At 61.4% G+C, this 20,050-nt stretch carries 19 protein-coding genes and 1 pseudogene; 14 read left to right on the top strand and 6 right to left on the bottom strand.

Translation table 11 applies throughout. From position 1 onward, the window contains the following. The first annotated feature begins 57 nt into the window (after positions 1–57). Positions 58–1,041 (top strand): cyclase family protein, encoded by a 984-nt coding sequence (locus tag AC1D2P_RS20270; protein ID WP_221399221.1) that lies wholly within the window; start codon positions 58–60, stop codon positions 1,039–1,041. On the opposite strand, the gene AC1D2P_RS20265 is transcribed toward AC1D2P_RS20270, so the two are convergent. The 3 genes from AC1D2P_RS20265 to AC1D2P_RS20255 all read right to left on the bottom strand — a co-directional run bounded on the left by AC1D2P_RS20265 (position 1,034) and on the right by AC1D2P_RS20255 (position 3,392). Further along, a complete protein-coding gene (locus AC1D2P_RS20265) occupies positions 1,034–1,969 on the bottom strand; it encodes a LysR family transcriptional regulator (RefSeq protein ID WP_477757342.1) in 936 nt (311 codons plus the stop codon). The two genes, AC1D2P_RS20270 and AC1D2P_RS20265, sit on opposite strands and share 8 nt — an antisense overlap. A 104-nt stretch (positions 1,970–2,073) precedes the next feature. Next, positions 2,074–3,012: a cyclase family protein gene (locus AC1D2P_RS20260; protein WP_477757341.1), complete on the bottom strand. Its 939-nt coding sequence runs from the start codon at positions 3,010–3,012 to the stop codon at positions 2,074–2,076. Positions 3,013–3,209: 197 nt separating this feature from the next. Beyond that, positions 3,210–3,392 (bottom strand): DUF6124 family protein, encoded by a 183-nt coding sequence (locus AC1D2P_RS20255; RefSeq protein ID WP_477757340.1) that lies wholly within the window; start codon positions 3,390–3,392, stop codon positions 3,210–3,212. Between the two features lie 186 nt (positions 3,393–3,578). Between AC1D2P_RS20255 and AC1D2P_RS20250 the strand changes: the two genes are divergently transcribed. Continuing rightward, positions 3,579–3,797 carry a hypothetical protein gene (locus AC1D2P_RS20250; protein WP_477757339.1) on the top strand — a complete coding sequence of 73 codons (219 nt, stop codon included), beginning with the start codon at positions 3,579–3,581 and terminating at the stop codon, positions 3,795–3,797. Positions 3,798–3,958: 161 nt separating this feature from the next. Here AC1D2P_RS20250 and AC1D2P_RS20245 read toward each other — a convergent pair whose 3' ends face one another. After that, on the bottom strand, positions 3,959–4,504 hold the full coding sequence (locus tag AC1D2P_RS20245; protein WP_477757399.1) for a hypothetical protein: 546 nt from the start codon (positions 4,502–4,504) through the stop codon (positions 3,959–3,961). Positions 4,505–4,714: 210 nt separating this feature from the next. Between AC1D2P_RS20245 and AC1D2P_RS20240 the strand changes: the two are divergent. Then, a pseudogene (locus AC1D2P_RS20240) lies at positions 4,715–5,023 on the top strand (helix-turn-helix domain-containing protein); the annotation flags it as partial. A 13-nt stretch (positions 5,024–5,036) separates the two neighbouring features. Here the strand turns inward: AC1D2P_RS20240 and AC1D2P_RS20235 are convergent. Both AC1D2P_RS20235 and AC1D2P_RS20230 read right to left on the bottom strand, forming a co-directional pair. Then, positions 5,037–6,377, bottom strand: a complete 1,341-nt coding sequence (locus tag AC1D2P_RS20235; protein ID WP_477811561.1) for a PQQ-dependent sugar dehydrogenase — start codon at positions 6,375–6,377, stop codon at positions 5,037–5,039. A gap of 165 nt (positions 6,378–6,542) precedes the next feature. Then, positions 6,543–7,466 carry a LysR family transcriptional regulator gene (locus AC1D2P_RS20230; protein WP_477757337.1) on the bottom strand — a complete coding sequence of 308 codons (924 nt, stop codon included), beginning with the start codon at positions 7,464–7,466 and terminating at the stop codon, positions 6,543–6,545. Positions 7,467–7,641: 175 nt separating this feature from the next. On the opposite strand from AC1D2P_RS20230, the gene AC1D2P_RS20225 reads away from it, so the two are divergent. The 11 genes from AC1D2P_RS20225 to AC1D2P_RS20175 all read left to right on the top strand — a co-directional run bounded on the left by AC1D2P_RS20225 (position 7,642) and on the right by AC1D2P_RS20175 (position 19,943). Then, positions 7,642–8,781, top strand: a complete 1,140-nt coding sequence (locus AC1D2P_RS20225; RefSeq protein ID WP_477757336.1) for an iron-containing alcohol dehydrogenase — start codon at positions 7,642–7,644, stop codon at positions 8,779–8,781. A 73-nt stretch (positions 8,782–8,854) separates the two neighbouring features. Further along, on the top strand, positions 8,855–9,634 hold the full coding sequence (locus tag AC1D2P_RS20220; protein ID WP_477757335.1) for an enoyl-CoA hydratase-related protein: 780 nt from the start codon (positions 8,855–8,857) through the stop codon (positions 9,632–9,634). Between the two features lie 19 nt (positions 9,635–9,653). Continuing rightward, on the top strand, positions 9,654–10,841 hold the full coding sequence (locus AC1D2P_RS20215; protein ID WP_477811560.1) for a CaiB/BaiF CoA transferase family protein: 1,188 nt from the start codon (positions 9,654–9,656) through the stop codon (positions 10,839–10,841). A 60-nt stretch (positions 10,842–10,901) separates the two neighbouring features. Further along, positions 10,902–11,945 (top strand): TRAP transporter substrate-binding protein, encoded by a 1,044-nt coding sequence (locus tag AC1D2P_RS20210; RefSeq protein WP_477757333.1) that lies wholly within the window; start codon positions 10,902–10,904, stop codon positions 11,943–11,945. Positions 11,946–11,960: 15 nt separating this feature from the next. Continuing rightward, positions 11,961–13,859 carry a TRAP transporter large permease gene (locus tag AC1D2P_RS20205; RefSeq protein WP_477757332.1) on the top strand — a complete coding sequence of 633 codons (1,899 nt, stop codon included), beginning with the start codon at positions 11,961–11,963 and terminating at the stop codon, positions 13,857–13,859. A 28-nt stretch (positions 13,860–13,887) separates the two neighbouring features. After that, entirely contained in the window at positions 13,888–14,343 is a 456-nt protein-coding gene (locus AC1D2P_RS20200) for a thioesterase family protein (RefSeq protein WP_477757331.1), read from the top strand. Positions 14,344–14,359: 16 nt separating this feature from the next. Beyond that, positions 14,360–15,319 (top strand): amidohydrolase family protein, encoded by a 960-nt coding sequence (locus AC1D2P_RS20195; protein WP_477757330.1) that lies wholly within the window; start codon positions 14,360–14,362, stop codon positions 15,317–15,319. After that, a complete protein-coding gene (locus AC1D2P_RS20190; protein WP_477757329.1) occupies positions 15,312–16,256 on the top strand; it encodes an amidohydrolase family protein in 945 nt (314 codons plus the stop codon). The genes AC1D2P_RS20195 and AC1D2P_RS20190 overlap by 8 nt, the downstream gene beginning before the upstream one ends. 31 nt (positions 16,257–16,287) lie before the next feature. Continuing rightward, positions 16,288–17,865, top strand: a complete 1,578-nt coding sequence (locus AC1D2P_RS20185) for an aldehyde dehydrogenase (NADP(+)) (RefSeq protein ID WP_477757328.1) — start codon at positions 16,288–16,290, stop codon at positions 17,863–17,865. 123 nt (positions 17,866–17,988) lie between these two features. Continuing rightward, a complete protein-coding gene (locus AC1D2P_RS20180) occupies positions 17,989–18,561 on the top strand; it encodes a PPC domain-containing DNA-binding protein (RefSeq protein WP_477757327.1) in 573 nt (190 codons plus the stop codon). 74 nt (positions 18,562–18,635) lie between these two features. Then, positions 18,636–19,943, top strand: coding sequence for an OprD family porin (locus tag AC1D2P_RS20175; RefSeq protein WP_477757326.1), 1,308 nt, complete (start codon positions 18,636–18,638; stop codon positions 19,941–19,943). Positions 19,944–20,050 lie beyond the last annotated feature (107 nt).

Below are 20,050 nucleotides of genomic sequence, written 5' to 3'. Positions count from 1 at the left end.
CGGGCAAGCCTCGCTCTTACAAGGAAGGGTACGGCCGTCAATCCCAGGACAACCCTCATGTGCGACCACAACACCAATAACACCGCCGCCGACCGTTCTCCCGACGCTAAAAAACTCCTCGAAGGCCTCCCCACCAATTGGGGAAAATGGGGCCCGGACGATGAAGTCGGCGCCCTGAATTACCTGCAAGAAGCCGAGGTCCTGCGCGGCATTGCCTCGGTGCGCCAGGGCAAGACCTTCACCCTGCAAGTCCAGATCGGTCACCCGAAAGGCGAGCCGCTGTGGCCCGGTCGTCGCCCGTCGATGCGGGTCAACGTGCTGGACAAGGGCCACTTCCTCGCCGGCAAGACCCACTTCGACGGCCACGTCGAATACGCCGACGACGTGATCTTCATGCACCTGCAAGGCTCGACCCAGTACGACGCCCTGGGCCACGTCTGGCACGACAACAAGTTGTGGAACGGCTACGACGCCATGAGCACCATCGGCAGCATGGACAAGGCCAGCATCCTGCCGATTGCCGAGCGCGGGATTGTCGGGCGGGCGGTGTTGATCGACATGGCCCGGCATCGCGGCAAAACGGTGCTGGACAAGGGCGAGACCTTCACCCACTTGGACCTGTTGGCGGCGGCGAAAGCCCAGGGCATCGAGATCGAGAAGCGCGACATCCTGATCATCCGCACCGGTTGGATCGGCTCGTTCTACGAGCGTGAACCGGACGAGTTCTATAAGGATTTCGCCGAGCCAGGCCTGACCTTCAGCCGTGAACTGGTGGAATGGTTTCACCAGATGGAAATCCCCAACCTGGTCACCGACACCATGGCCAACGAAGTGGCAGTCGACCCGTCTTCCGGGGTAATGATCCCGTTACACAACGCCTTGATGCGCAACCTCGGCGTGACGTTCACCGAAGTGGCGCTGCTCGATGAATTGGCCAGCGATTGTGCCGCCGACGGCCAGTGGAAATTCCTCTACACCGCCGCGCCGCTGAAGATCGTCGGCGGCACTGGCGCCCCGGTGAATCCGATTGTGATCAAGTAATCGGGTCCTGTTGCAGCGCGTTGATCAGCAGGGTCGCTGCCGGAGACAGGTCGGCGCCGGCCCGGCTGATCACGCCGTAAGGTTCGCTCAAGGCACGCAATGGCACTGGCAGTTTCACCAGCAAAGCGTGTTGCTCGCAGAACGCGGCGACTTCCGCCGGGATCACTGCCAGCAGCGTCGGGTCTTGCTGCACCAACAGGATGGTGGCGAAGATCGATGAGGTTTCCAGTGGATAACGCGGAATTTGCAGCCCGGCTTCGTTGAGTTCGCGCTCCAGGGCCTGGCGCATCGGCATGTCCTTGGGGTAGACCAGCCAACGGTAATCGCTCAGTTGCGAGAGCTGTAAAGTCCGGGCGCCCGCCAGCGGATGATCCTGGCTGGCGACCACCGCCAAGGGTTCTTCGCTGAGCTCGATACAGTCATAGGCGTTGGAACGCTGGCCGACACTGGTGCGACAAATCGCCAGATCCAGACGTCCCTGATCCAGCAAGCCGAGCAAGGTCGCGCTGGTGTTCTCCACCAGTTCGATCGACAGCTCTGGCTGCTTGAGGCGCAACGCGGTCAAGGCCCGGGTCAGCAGCGGCATCGCGCCCATGATCACCCCCACCGACAAGCGCCCGCCCTGGCCCTGCAGGATGCTGAGCATTTCTTCGTGCAAGTGCTCGACATCGCTATGGATCAGGCGCGCATAACGAATCATGCAACGCCCCATTTCATTGGCCACCAGGCCCTTGGGCTGGCGCTCGAACAGCGGCATGCTGATCAACGACTCGACTTCATGCAACGCCTTGGTCGCGCCGGACTGCGAGATGGAAATATGCTCGGCGGCCTTGTGCAAGGATCCGCGATCATCCAGGGCGATCAGCAGGCGCAGTTGTTTGAGGCGCAAGCGTGAAGCAATGCTGGCGAGGGAAGGCACCGTATCCATGCGTTCTCCATGTCCAGAAACGTTGTTTTTCGTAGGAGCAAGGCTTGCCCGCGATGGCCATCTCAAGAACGCCATCGCGGGCAAGCCATGCTCCTACGGAGTTGTCAGTGAATCGCCACCGGGTTGATGTTGACCTGGGTCGAGCCCTTGTACAGCGGCTGGCCGAGGACAAACATGAACTCCCAGGCCTTGTCTTTGACCAGGGCGCGGCTGTCGATCAGCTCCAGGTTGTAGATGCCGTTCTTGGCCAGCATGTACTGGTTGACCGGGAACTCCTGACCATCTTTGGCCGGGTAGATTTCCGAAGCCCAAGTGTCACCGCCGAACGCGACAATCTGCTTGTCCACCAGCCATTTGGCCGCCGCCATACCGATGCCTGGTTCCACGGCGAGGAACTTCGCGTTGTCCTTGCCCAACAGCTCCAGCCAACCGGTGTTGAACAACACCACATCGCCTTTCTGGATGGTGATCGCTTGCAGGTCGAGGGCTTTCTGGATATCGGCGACGCTGAATTCGGTTTTTTCCGGGACGATCGGTGTGCCGTACACGGCGGTCATGTCCAGCACCACACCACGGGTGACGATCGGCGGGACTTTCTCGATCCCGAGTTTTTTCACGCCTTCGACGGTGACGAAATCGGCGGCGCGGTTGCCGTTGTAGTAGACGTAATCGATGCCGATATGGCCGATGCCGTTGAGCTGGGTGCCAACGCCGGTCCAACCCACCACCAGTTCATCGTTGAATGTGAATTTGTTCGGGCCCATGGTCGTGCCACCCGCCTCGCCCGGCTGGACGTTGGTCAGGTTGAAACTGCGATGGCGGAAGGCTGGAAGGGTCTTGTCGATAGGCACGGCCAGCGGATACGTCTTGCCGGTCTTGATCAGTTTGGCGGCGTTGAGCACCGAATTGGCATTGAGTAGATTGAGCGCACCGATTTCATCGTTGGCGCCGTATTTCGACGGGTACCATTTTTCAGCGTCCGCGGCCTGAGCGGCGCTGAAGGTGAACAGCAAGGTGAACGGCAGTATCAAACGATTGAGCATGTGGGGTCCTTTGGGAATAACAGTGGACCCAAAGTACGCAGCCCGTCTGTGGGGAAACAGACAGGAATGGGCAATACACTTGTTCTGGATAGTCACGAATTTGTAGGAGCGAGGCTTGCTCGCGAAGGCGGTGTGTCAGGCGACGTTATAGACGCACCGCTTTCGCGAGCAAGCTTCGCTCCTACAGGGGTCGGCGATTAGCCAGGTTTGTGGTTGTCCAGTATCCGATTGGTCGCCATCTCACCCATCAGGAGCAACCGGTGCAACACCCGCATCGTGTGGCGTCGCGGGCCGTCCGTTAGCTCGACGAGATCGTTGACCATCTTGCGGGCCGCTGATAACGATTCGTAGACCTCGACCAGCAACGTCTCGTCATCCACCGCTGCGTCGATGGTGAAAAAGGTGCCGTATTTGCGGGACGGTATCGGCTCTTTCGTCGCCCCGGGGTTGAGGTAAACTTGAGTGCGCGGTCGGCCGACGCTTTCAGCTTTTGGAGATCTAGATCAAAAGAGGCGTCGTAGGGTACTGGATTGGTATCTGGGGGGTGGGTGTAACTTTGAACATAGATGGAACTCCTGGACAAGATATTAGGAGCCATCACCCTTCGCCACCAAACGTTGGGTGGCGGCCATACGCGGGTTGGTAGACCGTTCCAGGAACCCGGCGCGCCCGAAGGCGCCCTGCGCATGGCCACCATAAAAACCGAGAGAAAACCGGCCTTTGCAGAGGTGGCGCTATGCGTCTGGAATACCGGGCTACCAAACCCGATCACTGTTTTGCAGTGACCCGGAAACGATATAGCCCACCTCACAGCCGCACAAGCCGGCGGATTCTGGCGTACGCGTAGGCAACGGCGCAAGGCGTTGTAGCCGTTTATGACGTAACACCGAATGTCTTTAAACAGTCGTCGTTAAACATGTTTAGGTGGTGCGCCAGACACACCGCATTATCGTTCATCGCGAGCAAGCTTTGCTCCTACAGGGTTCGGTGTGGGCCACGAATCTATGATCGTTCCCACGCTGTGCGTGGGAACGACCAAAAACGAATCAGCCGTACGCCACCCCGGGCTGCCAGCCTCCAGCGCATCCACCCGGTTCGCCGCCGGCGGATAGATCCACTGGGTGTTGATCATGCGTTTGCGTGCCTTGCCTTCGTCATGGGTCAGCAGCACCTGGCGGTCCCAGGCTTCGGTGTACACCGCGCCCCACCCGCCCAGGTCCAGGCAGGTGGCGTAGAATGGCTGGCGGTATTCGAGGGGCGGCGCCTCCAGCAGGTCGGCGGCGACGTTATGTCCGGCGAAGCGGCCCATGAAGATCGCGTGTTGGTAGGACATCAGCGAGTAGTGACCTTCGTCGTCCGTCAGCGCCATGGCCACATCTCCCGCCGCGAACACGTGCTCGGTGCCGACCACACGCAAATCACCCGTCACTTCAACCCGGCCCTGGCGATCCAATCGAGTAGAGATTTGCGACGTCAGGCCGCTGGCAATCATGCCGCCGGTGCAGATCACGGTTTTGGCTTCGATGCGCTTGCCCGCGCCGTCAGCACGCCGTTTTCATCTTTGGCCACCACCCCGGAGCCGACCTGGAATTCGATGCCCATCGACGCTAATGCTTCGGTGATCATCGGCCGTGGTTTCGGGCCCAGGTCCGGGCCGATTGCTTCGTTGCGTTCGATCACGATGATCTTGAACTGCGCCTGCGATTTGCACCTGTGGATCGCGCAGAACCTGAGCCGCGACAACCTCACCGTGGAGGTGCTGGCGGAACAGGTGCAAATGAGCCCGCACAACTTTGCCCGGGTCTACAAACTCAAGACCCGCCGCACCCTGGCCAAAGCCGTAAAAGTGCTGCGGCTGGAAGCGCCCCGGCGTTTGCTGGAAGACTCGGAACGCAACATCGACCAGATTGCCCGGCAGTGCGGGTTTGGTGATGAAGAACGCATGCGCTTCACCTTCCAGCGCAACCTGAGGATCTCACCGCGAGACTATCGCAACCGCTTCTCGCGCTGAGTCCTCTCTCGATCTAGGGTTTGGCGGCGGCGATACGCCAAACCTTGTTCCCTACATCATCAGCCACCAGCAACGCACCACCCTGATCCAGCGTCACACCCACCGGACGCCCCTGCGCTTCACCATCGGCATTGAGGAACCCCGTCAGGAAATCCACCGGCAACCCCGAAGGTTTGCCGTCGCTGAAAGGAATGAACACCACTTTGTAACCGGCCTGGGGATTGCGATTCCAGGAACCATGCTCACCGACGAAAACGCCATTGGCGAAACTGGCGGGCATGCCTCGGGMATCGGAGAACGTCAGGCCCAGCGGTGCGACGTGGGTGCCCAACGCGTAGTCTGGCGCGATGGCCTCGGCCACTTTGTCCGGGCGCGGCGGGTCCACGCGGACGTCGACGTGGGCGCCGTAGTAACTCCACGGCCAGCCGTAGAACGCATCGTCCTTCACCGAGGTCAGGTAATCCGGCACCAGGTCGCTGCCGATTTCGTCCCGCTCATTAACCACGGTCCACAATTGGGTCGAACCGGGCTTCCAGGCCAGGCCATTGGGGTTGCGCAGGCCACTGGCGAACAGGCGCTTGTTGCCGCTTTTGACGTCCACTTCCCAAATCGCCGCGCGCCCTTCTTCCGCCTCCAGGCCGTTCTCGCCGACGTTGCTGTTGGAGCCCACCGTGACGTAGAGCTTGGTGCCCTCGGGGTTGGCGATAACGTTCTTGGTCCAGTGGTGATTGATGCCGGCGGGCAGGTCGGTGACTTTCACCGGTGTGGCGCTGACCTCGGTCTGCCCCGTGTTGTACGGCACTTTGACCAGGGCATCGGCGTTGGCAATAAACAACTCATTGCCCACCAACGCCATGCCAAACGGTGATGTCAGGTTACTCATGAACACTGTGCGCACTTCGGCGCGGCCATCGCCGTCGGCATCCCGCAACAGAGTAATGCGATTGGCACTCGGCGCATCCGCCCCCACCCGTCCCATCACAAACCCCATGACACTGCGCTTGGCCCAGGCAATCGGCCCGGTGCCGCCGTCGGTGGCGCCTTCCGGCATCGGCGGGTGGTTGCTCTCAGCGACCAGCAGGTCGCCATTGGGCAGCGTATAGACCCAGCGTGGGTGATCCAGATTCTCCGCCAGTGCGCTCACCTTGAAACCGGCGGGCGCCGTGGGCATGGCAGTGCCCGGCCAGCCGATGGCTTTCGACACTTTCAACGTGGGGATCAGCGACGTGGTGGGCTCCGGCAACTGCGGCGCCGGGCCGACGCTGGCATGGGGCGGTAATTTGGAAGATTCGCCACAGGCGCTGAGCAGTGCGGCGGCGGTGATCAGGAGCGCAAGTCGGTTGGACACATTCATTGTTCTAACCTCGCGTTGGCCATCCATGGGCCCGTTATAAGACAGACAAAATCCCGGCGGAGTATCGCGGCGCCGATCCCTGACAAACACCGCGTCTGGCTCAAATCACATTTGCCGTAATTGCACGAATGCGCGGTTTCAAAGCCAGTCAGTATTCGAAGAGCCTCACACCGGGTTCAGCAACGCCTCACGCAACAGCCGCGCGGCGGGCGAATCCGGCACATTTTTGCGCGACACCAGCTCGTAGGGTTCGCTGCGCGAGGTAATGGGCAGCGGCAGCGTGGTGGTAAAGCCGTAGCCGGAGCAGAACTTGGCCACGTCGGTGGACACCAGCGCGACCAGGGTCGGGTTTTCCTGCAACAGCGACAGCGTGGCGAAGGCCGAGGTGGTTTCCAGCAAGTGCACCGGGAAACGCAGGTCGGCCTCGTGAAACTCGCGCTCCAGCAGCAAACGCATGGGCATGTTGGCGCGGTAGACGACCCAGCGGTAATCCACCAGGTCCTTGAGCGAGAGCTGTCGTGCGTAGGCGAATGGATGTTGGGTGCTGGCGATCACTGCCAGGGTTTCTTCGACGAAGGTCGATCTCTCGTACAGATAGGGCGTGGTGCTGATGGTGGTACGACAGATCGCCAGGTCCAGGCGCCCGGCATCGAGTTGACTGAGCAACGCGGCGCTGGTGTCTTCGACGATTTCGATGGACAGCTTGGGGTGGTCGGCGATCACTCGGCTGATCGCGGTGGTCAGCAGCGGCACGGCGCCCATGATGGTGCCAACGGACACACGCCCGCCCTCGCCGCTCATGATGCCGATGATCTCTTCGCGCAGGTGTGCGAGATCGGTCTGGATCAACCGCGCATAGCGAATCACCGAGCGTCCGGCATCGGTGGGTTCCAACCCGCGGTTAGTGCGGGTGAACAACGAAGTGCCGAAGGTGGTTTCGATTTCTTGCAGGGCTTTGCTGGCCCCGGGTTGGGTCAGCGCGACCTGTTTTGCCGCGCCCAGCAAGGAGCCGTGGTCATCCAAGGCGATCAACAAACGCAGTTGCTTGATGTGCAGGCGGGACATGATTGAGTTGAGTGAGGGTGTCATCAGAGTTAACTAATAGTTATATAGGTATCGAAAGTTGTCAGTATCGGGGTTCGCCGCGACGGCCCTATAGTCCACCCCACAACCAGGCAATGCAATGGGTTTGACCCGAGAGCGAGAGCCCTCCTGCCCCGGACCGTTTGCAACAACAACAATCCTGTATAACTTGTGGTGAATCATGTCCCTCATTAATTACGTCACCAAGATCCAGTTCGGCTACGACAGCCTGGAACACCTGGCCGCCGAAGCCGAGCGCGCCGGCATCACCCGGCCGCTGATCGTCACTGACCTCGGCGTGCGCAATGCCGGCATCGTCGACAAAGTCATCGCCGCCCTGAGGGGTAGCCTCACGCCGACGATTTTCGACGCCACCCCGCCCAATCCCAACGAACACGCCGTGCGTGAAGCCGTCGCGCAATACCGCCTCGGCGAGTGCAACGGGATCATCGCGGTGGGTGGTGGCTCGTCCATCGATCTGGCCAAGGGCGTGGCGGTCTGCGCCACCCACGATGGTCCGCTGCAAAGCTTCGCAGTGATCGAAGGTGGGCTGGATCGCATCACCTCGGCCACCGCGCCGCTGATCGCGATTCCGACCACCGCCGGCACCGGCAGCGAAGTCGGCCGCGGCGCGATTTTGATCCTCGACGATGGCCGCAAGGTCGGCGTGATCTCACCGTACGTGGTGCCGCGCGTGGCGATCTGCGACCCGGAGCTGACCCTCGGCCTGCCCGCCATGCTCACCGCCGCCACCGGCATGGACGCCATTGCCCATTGCATCGAAACCTTTATGGCCCCGGCCTTCAACCCCGCCGCCGACGGCATTGCCCTCGATGGCCTGTGGCGCGCCTGGGAACACATCGAACGCGCCACCACCGAGCCCGGTGATCGTGAAGCACGGATGAACATGATGAGCGCGTCGATGCAAGGCGCCCTCGCGTTCCAGAAAGGATTGGGTTGTGTACACAGCCTGTCCCACGCATTGGGCGGGATCAATCCGAGGCTGCACCACGGCACGTTGAACGCGATCTTTTTGCCGGCCGTCGTCGACTTCAACGCCAACGCCCCTACCGTGCGTAACGAGCGCAAACTCGAACGACTGCGCCACGCCATGGGCCTTGCAGCCGGGGCCGATATCGGCGTCGCCATCGAAGACATGACCCGACGCCTGGGCCTGCCGACCCGCCTGAGCGAGATCGGCGTCGATGAAAGCCTGTTCGCCGGGATCATCGAAGGCGCCCTGCACGATCACAGCCACAAGACCAACCCTCGGGAAGCCTCGCCGGCGGACTACCGGTCGATGCTCGAACAATCGCTGTAAGCAAGCGCTATCCAACAACAATAAATCAGGAGGCAACCGCGTCCTCGGCCCAGCTGACGACAGCGGAACAATCATGAAGCCCACCGTCCTTATCGAACGGCAAGCCGCCATTGCCATCGTCACACTCAGCCACCCTGGGAAAATGAACGCCCTGACCCTGTCCATGTGGCAGGACCTGGGGGACGTCATGCGCGAACTGTCCGCTGACACCAGCGTGCGTTGCGTGGTGTTGCGCGGTGCCGGCGAGCAAGCCTTTGCCGCTGGCGCCGATGTCAGCGAGTTCCCGAGCGTGCGTGCCAATCAGGGCCAAGCTCGCCACTATGCCGAAATCACCTCGGTGGCCATGCGCGCCGTCGTCGAATGCCCGCACCCGGTGATCGCCATGATCCACGGCGTGTGCGTCGGCGGTGGCCTGGAAATCGCCGCGTTGTGCGATCTACGCATCTGCGGCAGCTCCAGCCGTTTCGGCGCACCCGTGGGCAAGCTCGGGTTGGTCATGTCTTATGACGAAATGGCCGGGCTGGTGGCGCTGGCCGGGCGCTCGACGACCCTGGAAATCCTCCTGGAGGGCCGCATTCTCGACGCCAACGACGCCTATGTGAAAAAACTCGTAACCCGGGTGGTCCCGGACGCCGAGGTCGAATCCGAAACCCTCGCCACCGCCAAACGCATCACCCAAGGCGCGCCGCTGGTCGCCCGTTGGCATCGCCAGGCTGCGTTGCAGCTTGAGGCCGGCGTGGCACCCACCGCCGAGCAGATCGACGCAAGTTACTCCTGCTACGACACCGACGATTTCCAGACTGGCCTGAACGCATTCATCGCCAAAGCCAAACCACACTTCGAGGGCAAATGACATGGGACCGCTYACAGGTATGCGCGTTGTAGAACTGGCTCACATCATGTCCGGGCCGGTGTGCGGGATGATGCTGGCCGACATGGGCGCCGACGTGGTGAAGGTTGAGAAAGTCCCGGACGGTGACGACTCGCGGCGCTTCTCGCCGATCATGGCCAGCGGCGAATCCGCCTCGTTCATGGTGGTCAACCGCAACAAGCGCGGGATCGGCCTGAACCTGAAGACCGACGGCGGCCGCGACGTGTTGCGCCGTCTGCTGCTGGAGGCCGATGTGGTCACGGAAAACTACCGCGCCGGCACCATGGCAAAATTCGGCCTGGGTTATGACACCCTGAAAACCTTGAATCCGGGCCTGATCTACTGCGCGATTTCCGGCTACGGGCGTAGCGGCCCGTTCGGCGAGAAAGGTGGTTTCGACCTGATCGCCCAAGGCATGAGCGGCATGATGAGCATGACCGGTGAGGCGGGACGTGAACCGGTCAAGGCCGGCTCGCCGGTGGCGGACATCAACTCCGGCATCCTCGCAGCTCTAGGCATCTGCGCCGCCTACTCCGCGAAGCAGAAAACCGGTCTTGGGCAAATGGTCGACACCTCGCTGTTCGAGGCTGGCCTGCAACAGATGTACTGGCCGGCGGCAGCGTTTTTCGCCGACGGCACCATCCTGCCGAAGATGGGTTCGGCCAACTCCACCAGCGCGCCGTACCAGGTGTTCCGCACGGCCGATGGCTGGATCAACATCGGCGCTGCCAACCAGGCCAACTACGAACGCCTGGTCGAAGCCCTGGCCGTGCCGCAACTCAAAGCCGACCCGCGCTTCGCCAGCAACGCCTTGCGCATGGAACATCGCCTAGCCCTGGTGGACATCCTCAACGAAGTGCTGGTGGCGCGCACTACCGATGAATGGATGGTGTTGTTCGACAGCCTCGGCCTGCCCGCCGGACCGGTGCTGGACATCGCCGCCGCCCTCGCCCACCCGCAAACCATCGCGCGCGGCATGGTGGTGGAAACCGAACACCCCACCGAAGGCCGCGTGCGCGGCATGGGCCTGCCGATTCACTTCTCCGACATGGACAACGCCGCGCCACCGACCAGCCGCCATGCGCCGCTGCTGGGTGAGCACACCCGTGAGGTACTGAAGGAAAGCGGTTATGCGGACGCTGAAATCGATGAGCTGATCAAAAGCAAAGCCGTGGTGGCACTGGCCTGACACAACGCCCCTGTGAGCGCGGTTTTTCCGAACAACTACAAAAACAATAAGGTGAACATCATGAGCCGTATCTTGACCGAGGCCGTTAGCCGCCGATCATTCCTGCAATCTGCCGGCATCACCGTGGGTGGCGCCTTCGCCGCCAACCTGCTGCCCTCCGGCGTCTTCGCCGCGACCAAACCCATCGTGTTGCGCTACACCAGCAGCCTGCCCGACACCCATCCGTTGAACAAACAGATGAAGGCCGCGTCCGAAGCGATCAAGGCTGAAACCAACGGTGCCGTGGACTTGCAGGTGTACGCCAACGGCGCCATGGGCGGCGACACCGACATGCTGTCCCAGGTGCGCGCCGGGGCCATCGATTTCATTCCATTGCCCGGGGCGATTCTCTCGACCCTGGTGCCGGCCATGTCCATCGAAAGCATGCCGTTCGCGTTCAAGGACTACGACAGTGTCTGGGCCGCGCTGGACGGCAAGCTGGGCGAATACGTACGCGCCAAGACCGAGAAGGTCGGCCTGATCCCAATGGAAAAAGTCTGGAACAACGGCTTCCGCCAGATCACCAGTTCGACGCGGCCGATCTTCACGCCGCAAGACCTGGCCGGTTTTAAACTGCGGGTGCTGGTCAGCCCGTTGTGGACCTCCATGTTCAGCGCCCTGGGCGCCTCCCCTACCGGCATCAGCATCAACGAAACCTACTCGGCGCTGCAAACCAAAGTGGTCGACGGTCAGGAAAACCCGCTGGTGGTCGTCGAAGCCGCGCGTTTCTATGAAGTGCAGAAATACTGCTCCATGACCGACCACATCTGGGGCGGTTTCTGGATTGTCGCCTCGGGCAAGACCTTCCCCAAACTGCCGGCGGACGTGCAGGAAATCGTTTCCCGGCATATCAATGCCGCCGCGCTGGTGCAGCGTCAGCAAGTCATCGACCTCAACTCCAGCCTGGAGCCGTCCCTGACCGCCCACGGCATCACGTTCAACAAAGTCGACCGTTCATTGTTCAGGAACGACCTGCAATCCAAAGGCTTCTACACCCAATGGAAAGAAAAGTACGGCACCGAAGCCTGGAGCTTGCTCGAGCAGTACGCGGGTCAATTGTCCTAAGCCGGAGACCGGGTCATGAAAAACGAACTACGAATGACGGACGTTTCTCCTGCTGACGGACTCAGCCCACGGCAAACCACTTTGCGCCTCGGCCGCGCCCTGGACACCGGCCTGCGCTGGCTGACCGAGGGCAGCGCGGCGTTGCTGGTGGTGGTCGAAGTCACCCTGCTGTTCTGCAACGTGTTCTCCCGTTATGTGCTGAATCAGCCGATTGTGTGGGGCGATGAACTGGCTTCGCTGCTGTTCCTCTGGCTGGCGATGCTCGGCTCGGTGGTGGCGATGCGCCGCGGTGAACACATGCGTCTGACCTCGTTTATCGGGCGTTTGCCTGCGGAAAAACGCGCCTTCGTCGATACCCTGGGCGCGGTGATCGTCATCACCTTTATCGGGCTGCTGTTCACCCCGGCCTGGGAGTACGTCAGCGACGAGTGGATCATCACCACCGCCGCCCTGGAAATCCCCAACGCCTTTCGCGTGTCCGCCATCGCCGTGGGCCTGAGCCTGATGCTGATGACCTGCGTCGCGCGTCTGCTGACCAGCGCGCGGATGATCGACTTCTCGGTGTCCGTGGCGATGCTCGGCTCCCTCGCGGCGCTGTTGTGGGTCGCGGAAGGCCCGCTGTTGCTGATGGGCAACTGGAACCTGATCGTGTTCTTCATGATCGGCGTGATGGCGATGATCGTGATCGGCGTACCGATCATGGTTGCGTTCGGCCTGGCCACGGTGGCGTACCTATCGACCATGACCAGCACGCCCCTGACCCTGGTGGTCGGGCGCATGGACGAAGGCATGGCGAGCCTGATCCTGCTGGCGATTCCGTTGTTTGTGTTCCTCGGTGCCTTGATCGAAGCCATGGGCATGGCCCGCGCGATGATTCGTTTCCTCTGTTCGTTGATCGGCCATGTGCGCGGCGGTCTGTCGTATGTGCTGATCGGCGCGATTTATCTGATCTCGGGTATTTCCGGTTCGAAAGCCGCCGACATGGCGGCCATCGCGCCGGCGCTGTTTCCGGAAATGAAGAAACGCGGCGAGGATGAAAACGAACTGGTGGCGATGCTCAATGCCTCCGGGGCGATGTCGGAAACCATTCCGCCGAGCCTGGTGCTGATCACCATCGGCTCGGTGACCGGCGTGTCGATTTCCGCGCTGTTCACCGGCGGATTCATGCCGGCCGTCGTGGGCGCCATCGCCATGGCGGCGGTGATCTGGTGGAAGAACCGCAAAGGCGAAGCCTCTACCGGCAAACGCGCCACAGGCAAGGAAATCGGTCACTCATTGCTGCTGGCATTGCCGGCGCTGGCCCTGCCCTTCGTGATCCGCACCGCAGTGGTCGAAGGGGTCGCCACCGCGACTGAAGTCGCCGCGATTGGCGTGGCCTACACCTTTATCGTCGGGTTGCTCTGCTACCGCTGCTTTGACTGGCGCCGCCTGTATCCGATCCTGGTCAGCACGGCCGCATTGTCCGGCGCAATTCTGATCATCATCGGCAGCGCCACGGCCATGGCCTGGGCCCTGACCCAGTCGGGCTTCTCGCATCAACTGGCGCTGGTGATGTCGACGGTGCCGGGCGGCGCGCTGGGCTTCCTGATCATCTCTGCGGTGGCGTTCATTCTGCTCGGCAGTTTCCTCGAAGGCATTCCGGCCATCGTGCTGTTCGGGCCGTTGCTGTTCCCGATTGCCAAGACCATGGGCATCAACGACGTGCATTACGCCATGGTCGCGATCTTCGCCATGGGCCTGGGCCTTTTTGCGCCACCGTTTGGCGTGGGTTTCTACGCCGCGTGCGCCATCGCCAAGGTCGACCCCAGCGGCGCCATGCGCCGGGTCTGGCCGTACCTCGGCGCACTCGTGGTGGCCTTGGGCGTGCTGATTGCCGTGCCATGGATTTCCATCGGTTTCCTGCCTAACGCCTGACTCATTCTTTGATATCCCGAGGTTTCTCATGAATTTCTCCACGCTGGAAGCCGGCACCGCCACCGAACGCAAACTGATCGTCGATCGGGAACGCACCATTTCGTTTTTGGGCGAGGACTTGCGCATCTACGCCACGCCGCGCCTGGTCGACGACATCGAACAGACCTGTCTCGACTATCTGCTGACCTTCCTGGATGAAGGCGAAAACACCGTCGGCGCAGCCGTCGATATTCGCCACGTCGGCGCGACGCTGCTGGGCATGTCGGTGAGCATTGTCGCCACGGTCACGCGGATCGAGGGCCGTAGCGTCACCTTCAATGTCGAAGTACGCGACGACGTCGAGTTGGTGGCCACCGCCGCGCATACCCGCGTGGTGGTCAACGTGGCCAAATTGCGCAGCCGGGTCCAGGCCAAGGCCGAAGCCGCTGCCGCCGGTGAAGTCGAAGACGGCGTGCTCAGCCCTTCCCAATTAGCCTCGCGCTAAGCCAAGGGACGCCCCCATGATCACGCTGCACGAACGCAATGGCTTGCCGAACCTTGCCGCCGAGGATGCGCTGCCGATTGTCGATGCTCACCATCACTTGTGGGACCTCGGCAACGGTCGTTATCCGTGGTTGCAGGACGAGTATCACGAAGAGTTTTTCCTCGGTGACTATCACAGCTTGTGCCGTGATTTTCTGCCAGAAGACTTCCTCGCCTTGACCGAAAAGCAACGACTGATCGGCACCGTACACGTCGAGGCCGAACGGGCGCGGGATGAGCAAGTCGCTGAAACCCTCTGGCTGGAACAGGTCAACGCACGCTACGGCTTCCCGAATGCCATCGTCGCCCACGCCTGGTTTGATCGTGAAGACAGTGCCGAGATTCTTGCGGCCCAGGCTGCGCGTCCGCTGGTGCGGGGGATTCGTTCCAAACCGGTGACCTCGGCGTCGCCGGACGTCTCGATTGCCGGCGCTCGCGGCACCATGCAGGACCCGAAATGGTTGGAAGGCTTTTCGCGGCTGGCTGAACACGGTTTGTCCTGGGATTTGCGCGTGCCGCCGTGGCATCTGGTGGAGGCCGCCGAAGTGGCGGCGATGTTTCCGCAGATCCAGATTGCCCTGAACCATACCGGTTTCGCCTGGGATCGCAGCCCCTCGGGCATGGCGCGTTGGCGCGAGGGGCTGGAAGCGTTGGCGATGCAGCCCAACGTGCATATCAAGCTGTCGGAGTTCGGCTTGAAGGACTCGCCCTGGAACTATCAGGACAATCGGGTGGTGGTGATCACGGCGCTGGAAATCTTCGGTCCTGAGCGCTGCATGTTCGCCAGCAATTTCCCTGTCGCCGGGTTGCGCGCGTCCTACGACACGATTGCCGACGGCATGGCAGCGATGCTTGCGCCAATGGGGCGTGCCGTGCAGGAAGCAGTGTTCGCCGGCAATGCTCAACGCTTCTATCGCCTGGAGTCGCAGCATGGATGATTGGCGCGCACGCTTTCTGGCCAGTGGCGACGACGCGGACCTGCCGATCGTCGACGCCCATCAGCACTACTTCGATATCGAGGCCCACTACTACCCGTGGCTCAACGACCGGCCATTGCGCCCGTTTCGTTATGGCGATTACTCGTCGATCTGCCGCACCTTTCTGCCCCAGGATTATCGTCGGCTGACCGGCCAGCATCGCATCGTGCAAACGGTAATAATCGAGGGTGAATGGGACCCGGCAACTCCGGCCGATGAAGTGAGTTTTATCGAGTCGTTGGCGCAAGACGAGCCGACCCTGGCGGCCATGGTCGGGCAGGCCTGGCTGGATCGCGAGGACGCGCCGAGCCTCTTGCGTGAATACGGCAACCACCCGCTGGTACGCGGCGTGCGCCACAAACCCACGGTCACCACCCGTGAAGACTGGCGCGAAGATTACGTGGCTCCAGCCTCCATGCGTGATCCCCGTTGGCGCGAAGGTTATGCCCTATTGGCCGAAAACGGCCTGCACTTCGAATTGCAGGCGCCGTGGTGGCATTTGCCGGAAGCGGCGGAGCTGGCCAGGGACTTTCCCGACGTGACCATCGTGGTCAATCACACGGCGCTGCCGGCGGATCGCTCGGCAGAAGGTTTGGCGGGTTGGCGCGACAACCTGGCGCTACTGGCCCGCGAGCCAAACATCGCACTGAAGATTTCCGGCATTTGCATCCCCGGCCAGGCATGGCCCGTCGAAGCCAACCGCGTGGTGGTGAACGACGCGATTTCGATTGTCGGGATCAGTCGCTGCGCGTTTGCCAGCAACTACCCGGTCGATGGGGTGGTGAACAGCCTGAGCGAAGTGTTCGACGGTTTCAAAACCATCGTCCGGGACCGCTCCCGCGCCGATCGACTTGCCCTGTTTCACGATAACGCCCGACGCATTTATCGGCTCACTTGATCCCTATCTGAACAGTCCTTAAGGAGTTCCCATGTTTGAAGTTTCAGGCCACAACTACATCGCCGGCACTCGCTCGGCACTAGGCGCGAACACCGTGCAAAGCCACGACGCCAGCACCGGCGAAGCGCTGCCGTATCGGTTCCATCAGGCGACCGTGGAGGAAGTGAACGCGGCTGCCGAAGCAGCGGCCACGGCGTACCCGATATTCCGTAATCTTTCCGCCGCCCGACGCGCCGAATTCCTCGATGCCATCGCCACTGAACTGGAAGCGCTGGACGACACCTTCATCGCCCTGGTCTGCCGGGAAACCGCCCTGCCCGCCGGACGCATTCAAGGTGAACGTGCGCGCACCAGCGGCCAGATGCGCCTGTTCGCCACGATGCTGCGCCGGGGCGATTTCTATGGAGCGCGCATCGACCGCGCCCTGCCAGACCGCCAACCGTTGCCGCGCCCGGACCTGCGTCAATACCGCACCGGCCTCGGCCCCGTCGCGGTGTTCGGCGCCAGCAACTTTCCACTGGCCTTTTCCACCGCTGGCGGTGACACCGCATCCGCCCTCGCCGCCGGTTGCCCAGTAGTGTTCAAGGCCCACAGCGGGCACATGGCGACCGCCGATTACGTCGCTGACGCAATCACCCGCGCCGCGCGCAAAACCGGTATGCCCGATGGCGTGTTCAGCCTGCTCTACGGCAGCGTCGGCGAGGCGTTGGTCAAGCACCCGGCGATTCAAGCCGTAGGCTTTACCGGATCGTTACGCGGTGGCCGGGCCTTGTGCGATATGGCGGCGGCGCGGCCGCAACCGATCCCGGTGTTCGCCGAGATGAGCAGCATCAACCCGGTGTTGCTGATGCCCGCAGCGCTCAAGGCCCGGGGCGAAAAAATCGCCAGTGAACTGGCGGCGTCCGTGGTGTTGGGCGCCGGGCAGTTCTGCACCAATCCCGGTTTGGTGCTGGGTATTCGCTCCCCAGAGTTCAGCGCTTTCCTCGAACGTTTTGGCGCGCTGATGGGCGAGCAAAACCCGCAGACGATGCTCAACACTGGCGCGTTGAAAAGCTACTGCCACGGTTTGGAAAACCTGCATGCGCACTCTGGTATCACGCACCTGGCCGGCGCCGCGCAACAGGGCAATCAGGCACGGCCGCAACTGTTCAAGGCCGATGTCAGCTTGTTGATTAACGGTGATGAGTTGCTGCAGGAAGAGGTCTTCGGGCCGACCACCATCGTGGTGGAAGTCGCCGATCACGCCGAGTTGCTCTGGGCGTTGCACGGTTTACGCGGCCAGTTGACCGCGACACTGATTGTCGAGGATTCGGAACTCAACACTCTGACTGAAGTGCTGGCCCTGCTGGAGCAGAAAGTCGGACGCGTGTTGTTCAACGGTTATCCGACTGGCGTGGAAGTCAGCGATGCGATGGTGCATGGCGGGCCGTACCCGGCGACCTCGGATGCGCGCGGCACGTCGGTTGGCACGCTGGCGATCGATCGTTTTCTGCGGCCGGTGTGCTACCAGAACTGCCCGGACAGTTTGTTACCCGAGGCACTGAAAAACGCCAACCCGCTGGGCATTGCCCGACTGGTTGATGGGGCCAGCAGCCGCGCCGCGCTGTAGGTCATCCATGCCAAGTAACACCTAACCATCCAGAGCAACTCCAGCGCCTGTTGAAAAACAGGCGAGGGACACGCTCGTCCCAAAAACCGCTGTAGCCATAAAAACAACGACAGAGGAACACCGATGAAAGTTCAACTTCACCCGACACTGCGCTTGTCCAAATTGATGTTGGCGCTCACCGCAGCCGTGCTGATCAATTCAAGCGTTTCCCAATTCGCGGTGGCACAAACCGCACCCACCGCGACGGCCGCGCCCATGCAATGTGCAACTGAAACTACACCGCGCTACACCAAAACCCCCACCGGTTATCTCATGGTCCTGCGCATGGGCGACAACGCCTTTAAGGAGCTGACCAAACTGGCCATCGCCGAGAAGATCCCGAGCGCTTCCATCAGCGGTATCGGCTTCGGCAACGTGAAGTTCGGTTTCTGGAACAAGGATAAAAAGGACTTCGACGCCAAGATCTTCAGCAACGTCGAGATGGCCAGCATCACCGGCTCCGTGGCCTGGAAGAACGACCAGCCTTCGATCCATATGCACGGTGTCGCCGGTGACGCGACCTTTCAGGCCTACGGCGGCCACATCCTCGATTTCGATGTGACCACCGGTTCGATGGAAATCACCGTGATCGTGCATCAGCGTCGCCTGGAGCGCGGGATTGATCCGTGCATTGGCGCCAACGTCCTGGGTATCTGACGCAAGTTCCAGGCTCCCGCAGCTGCGGGAGCCACCCTCCTGAATTCGAATTACAAAAAAATAGGGGCGATTAGATGAGCAACAAAAGCACAGCTGTAACCCTCGCGCTGGGCGCCATTGCATTGAGCACCCAGGCACACGCGGACTTCCTGAGCGATAGCAAAGCCACCTTGGGCCTGCGCAACTTCTACTTTAATAACGACAACCGCGACGGCACCGCCACCCCTTCGAAAACCGAAGAGTGGGCGCAGGGTTTCATGCTGGATTACAAATCGGGCTACACCGATGGCGTGGTGGGTTTTGGCGTTGATGCGTTAGGTTTGATGGGCGTTACGCTGGACAGCGGCAAGGGCCGGCATGTGGGCAGTTCGATGATTCCTTCGGACACCGATAACAGCGCGGTCGATCAGTGGAGCCGGTTGGGGTTGACCGGCAAGGTCAAGGTATCGAAAACCGAACTGCGCCTGGGCACGTTGATGCCCAAGCTGCCGATCCTGGTGTCCAACGACGGCCGACTGCTGCCCCAGACCTTTGACGGTGGCCAGATCACTTCGGGGGAGTTCAAGGACCTGACGTTCACCGGTGGTCGAATCGAGCACGCGACAGGCCGGGGTTCAAGCGACCAGACCGGGTTGGCGGCCACGGGCGGTACGCGGGAAAGCAATGCGTTCGACTTTGCCGGCGGCGACTGGAAAGTCACCAAGGACCTGACCGCGCAGTACTACTACGCCAACCTCGACAACTACTACACCCAGCAGTTTTTCGGCCTGATCCACACGTTGGCGATTTCGGAAGGTCAATCCCTGAAAACTGACTTGCGCTACTTCAAGACCGATTCGTCCGGGGCCAACAGTTCGGGCACCTCGGGCTACAAGATCAGTGGCTACACCGAGGGCGGTGATGGCGAGATCGACAACAAAACCTGGAGCGCGGCGCTGATCTACAGCCTGGGCGGTCATGCGATTACCGCCGGTTATCAAAGCGTGTCGAGCGGCAGTGGTTTTACTCAGCTCAACCAAGGCACCTTGCCGGACAAAGGTGCCGCCGGGGTGAGTCTTTACTTGTATACCGATCGCATGATCCAGACCTTTACCCGCGCGGGTGAGCGCACGTCTTTCGGGCAGTATGCGTATGACTTTGCGGCGCTGGGAGTGCCGGGGTTGAAAGCGTCGGTCATGTACCTGAGCGGGGACAACATCAAGACCGTGTCCGGCGATAACCAGAAGGAATGGGAGCGGGATATCAGCCTGGACTATGTGCTCCAGTCCGGCGCGCTGAAAGGGGTTGGGTTCGGTTGGCGCAACGGCAAGTCGAACAGCGAGGCGTCGCGCAACCAGGATCAGAATCGGTTGATCGTAAGCTACAGCATCCCTTTGCTCTGACATCAATATCACGCCAACGCGCATTTCGAGGATGCCCTAGTTGATTTGCCTCAGCGCTGACATCGTGTCAGCGCTCTTCTTATTTTCCAAGCGATGTCTCGTACGTT

It is taken from the genome of Pseudomonas sp. P1_F1_2 (assembly GCF_056405815.1).
The sequence above is the reverse complement of the archived record's forward strand: the minus strand, read 5'-3'. Positions and strand labels throughout refer to the sequence as shown.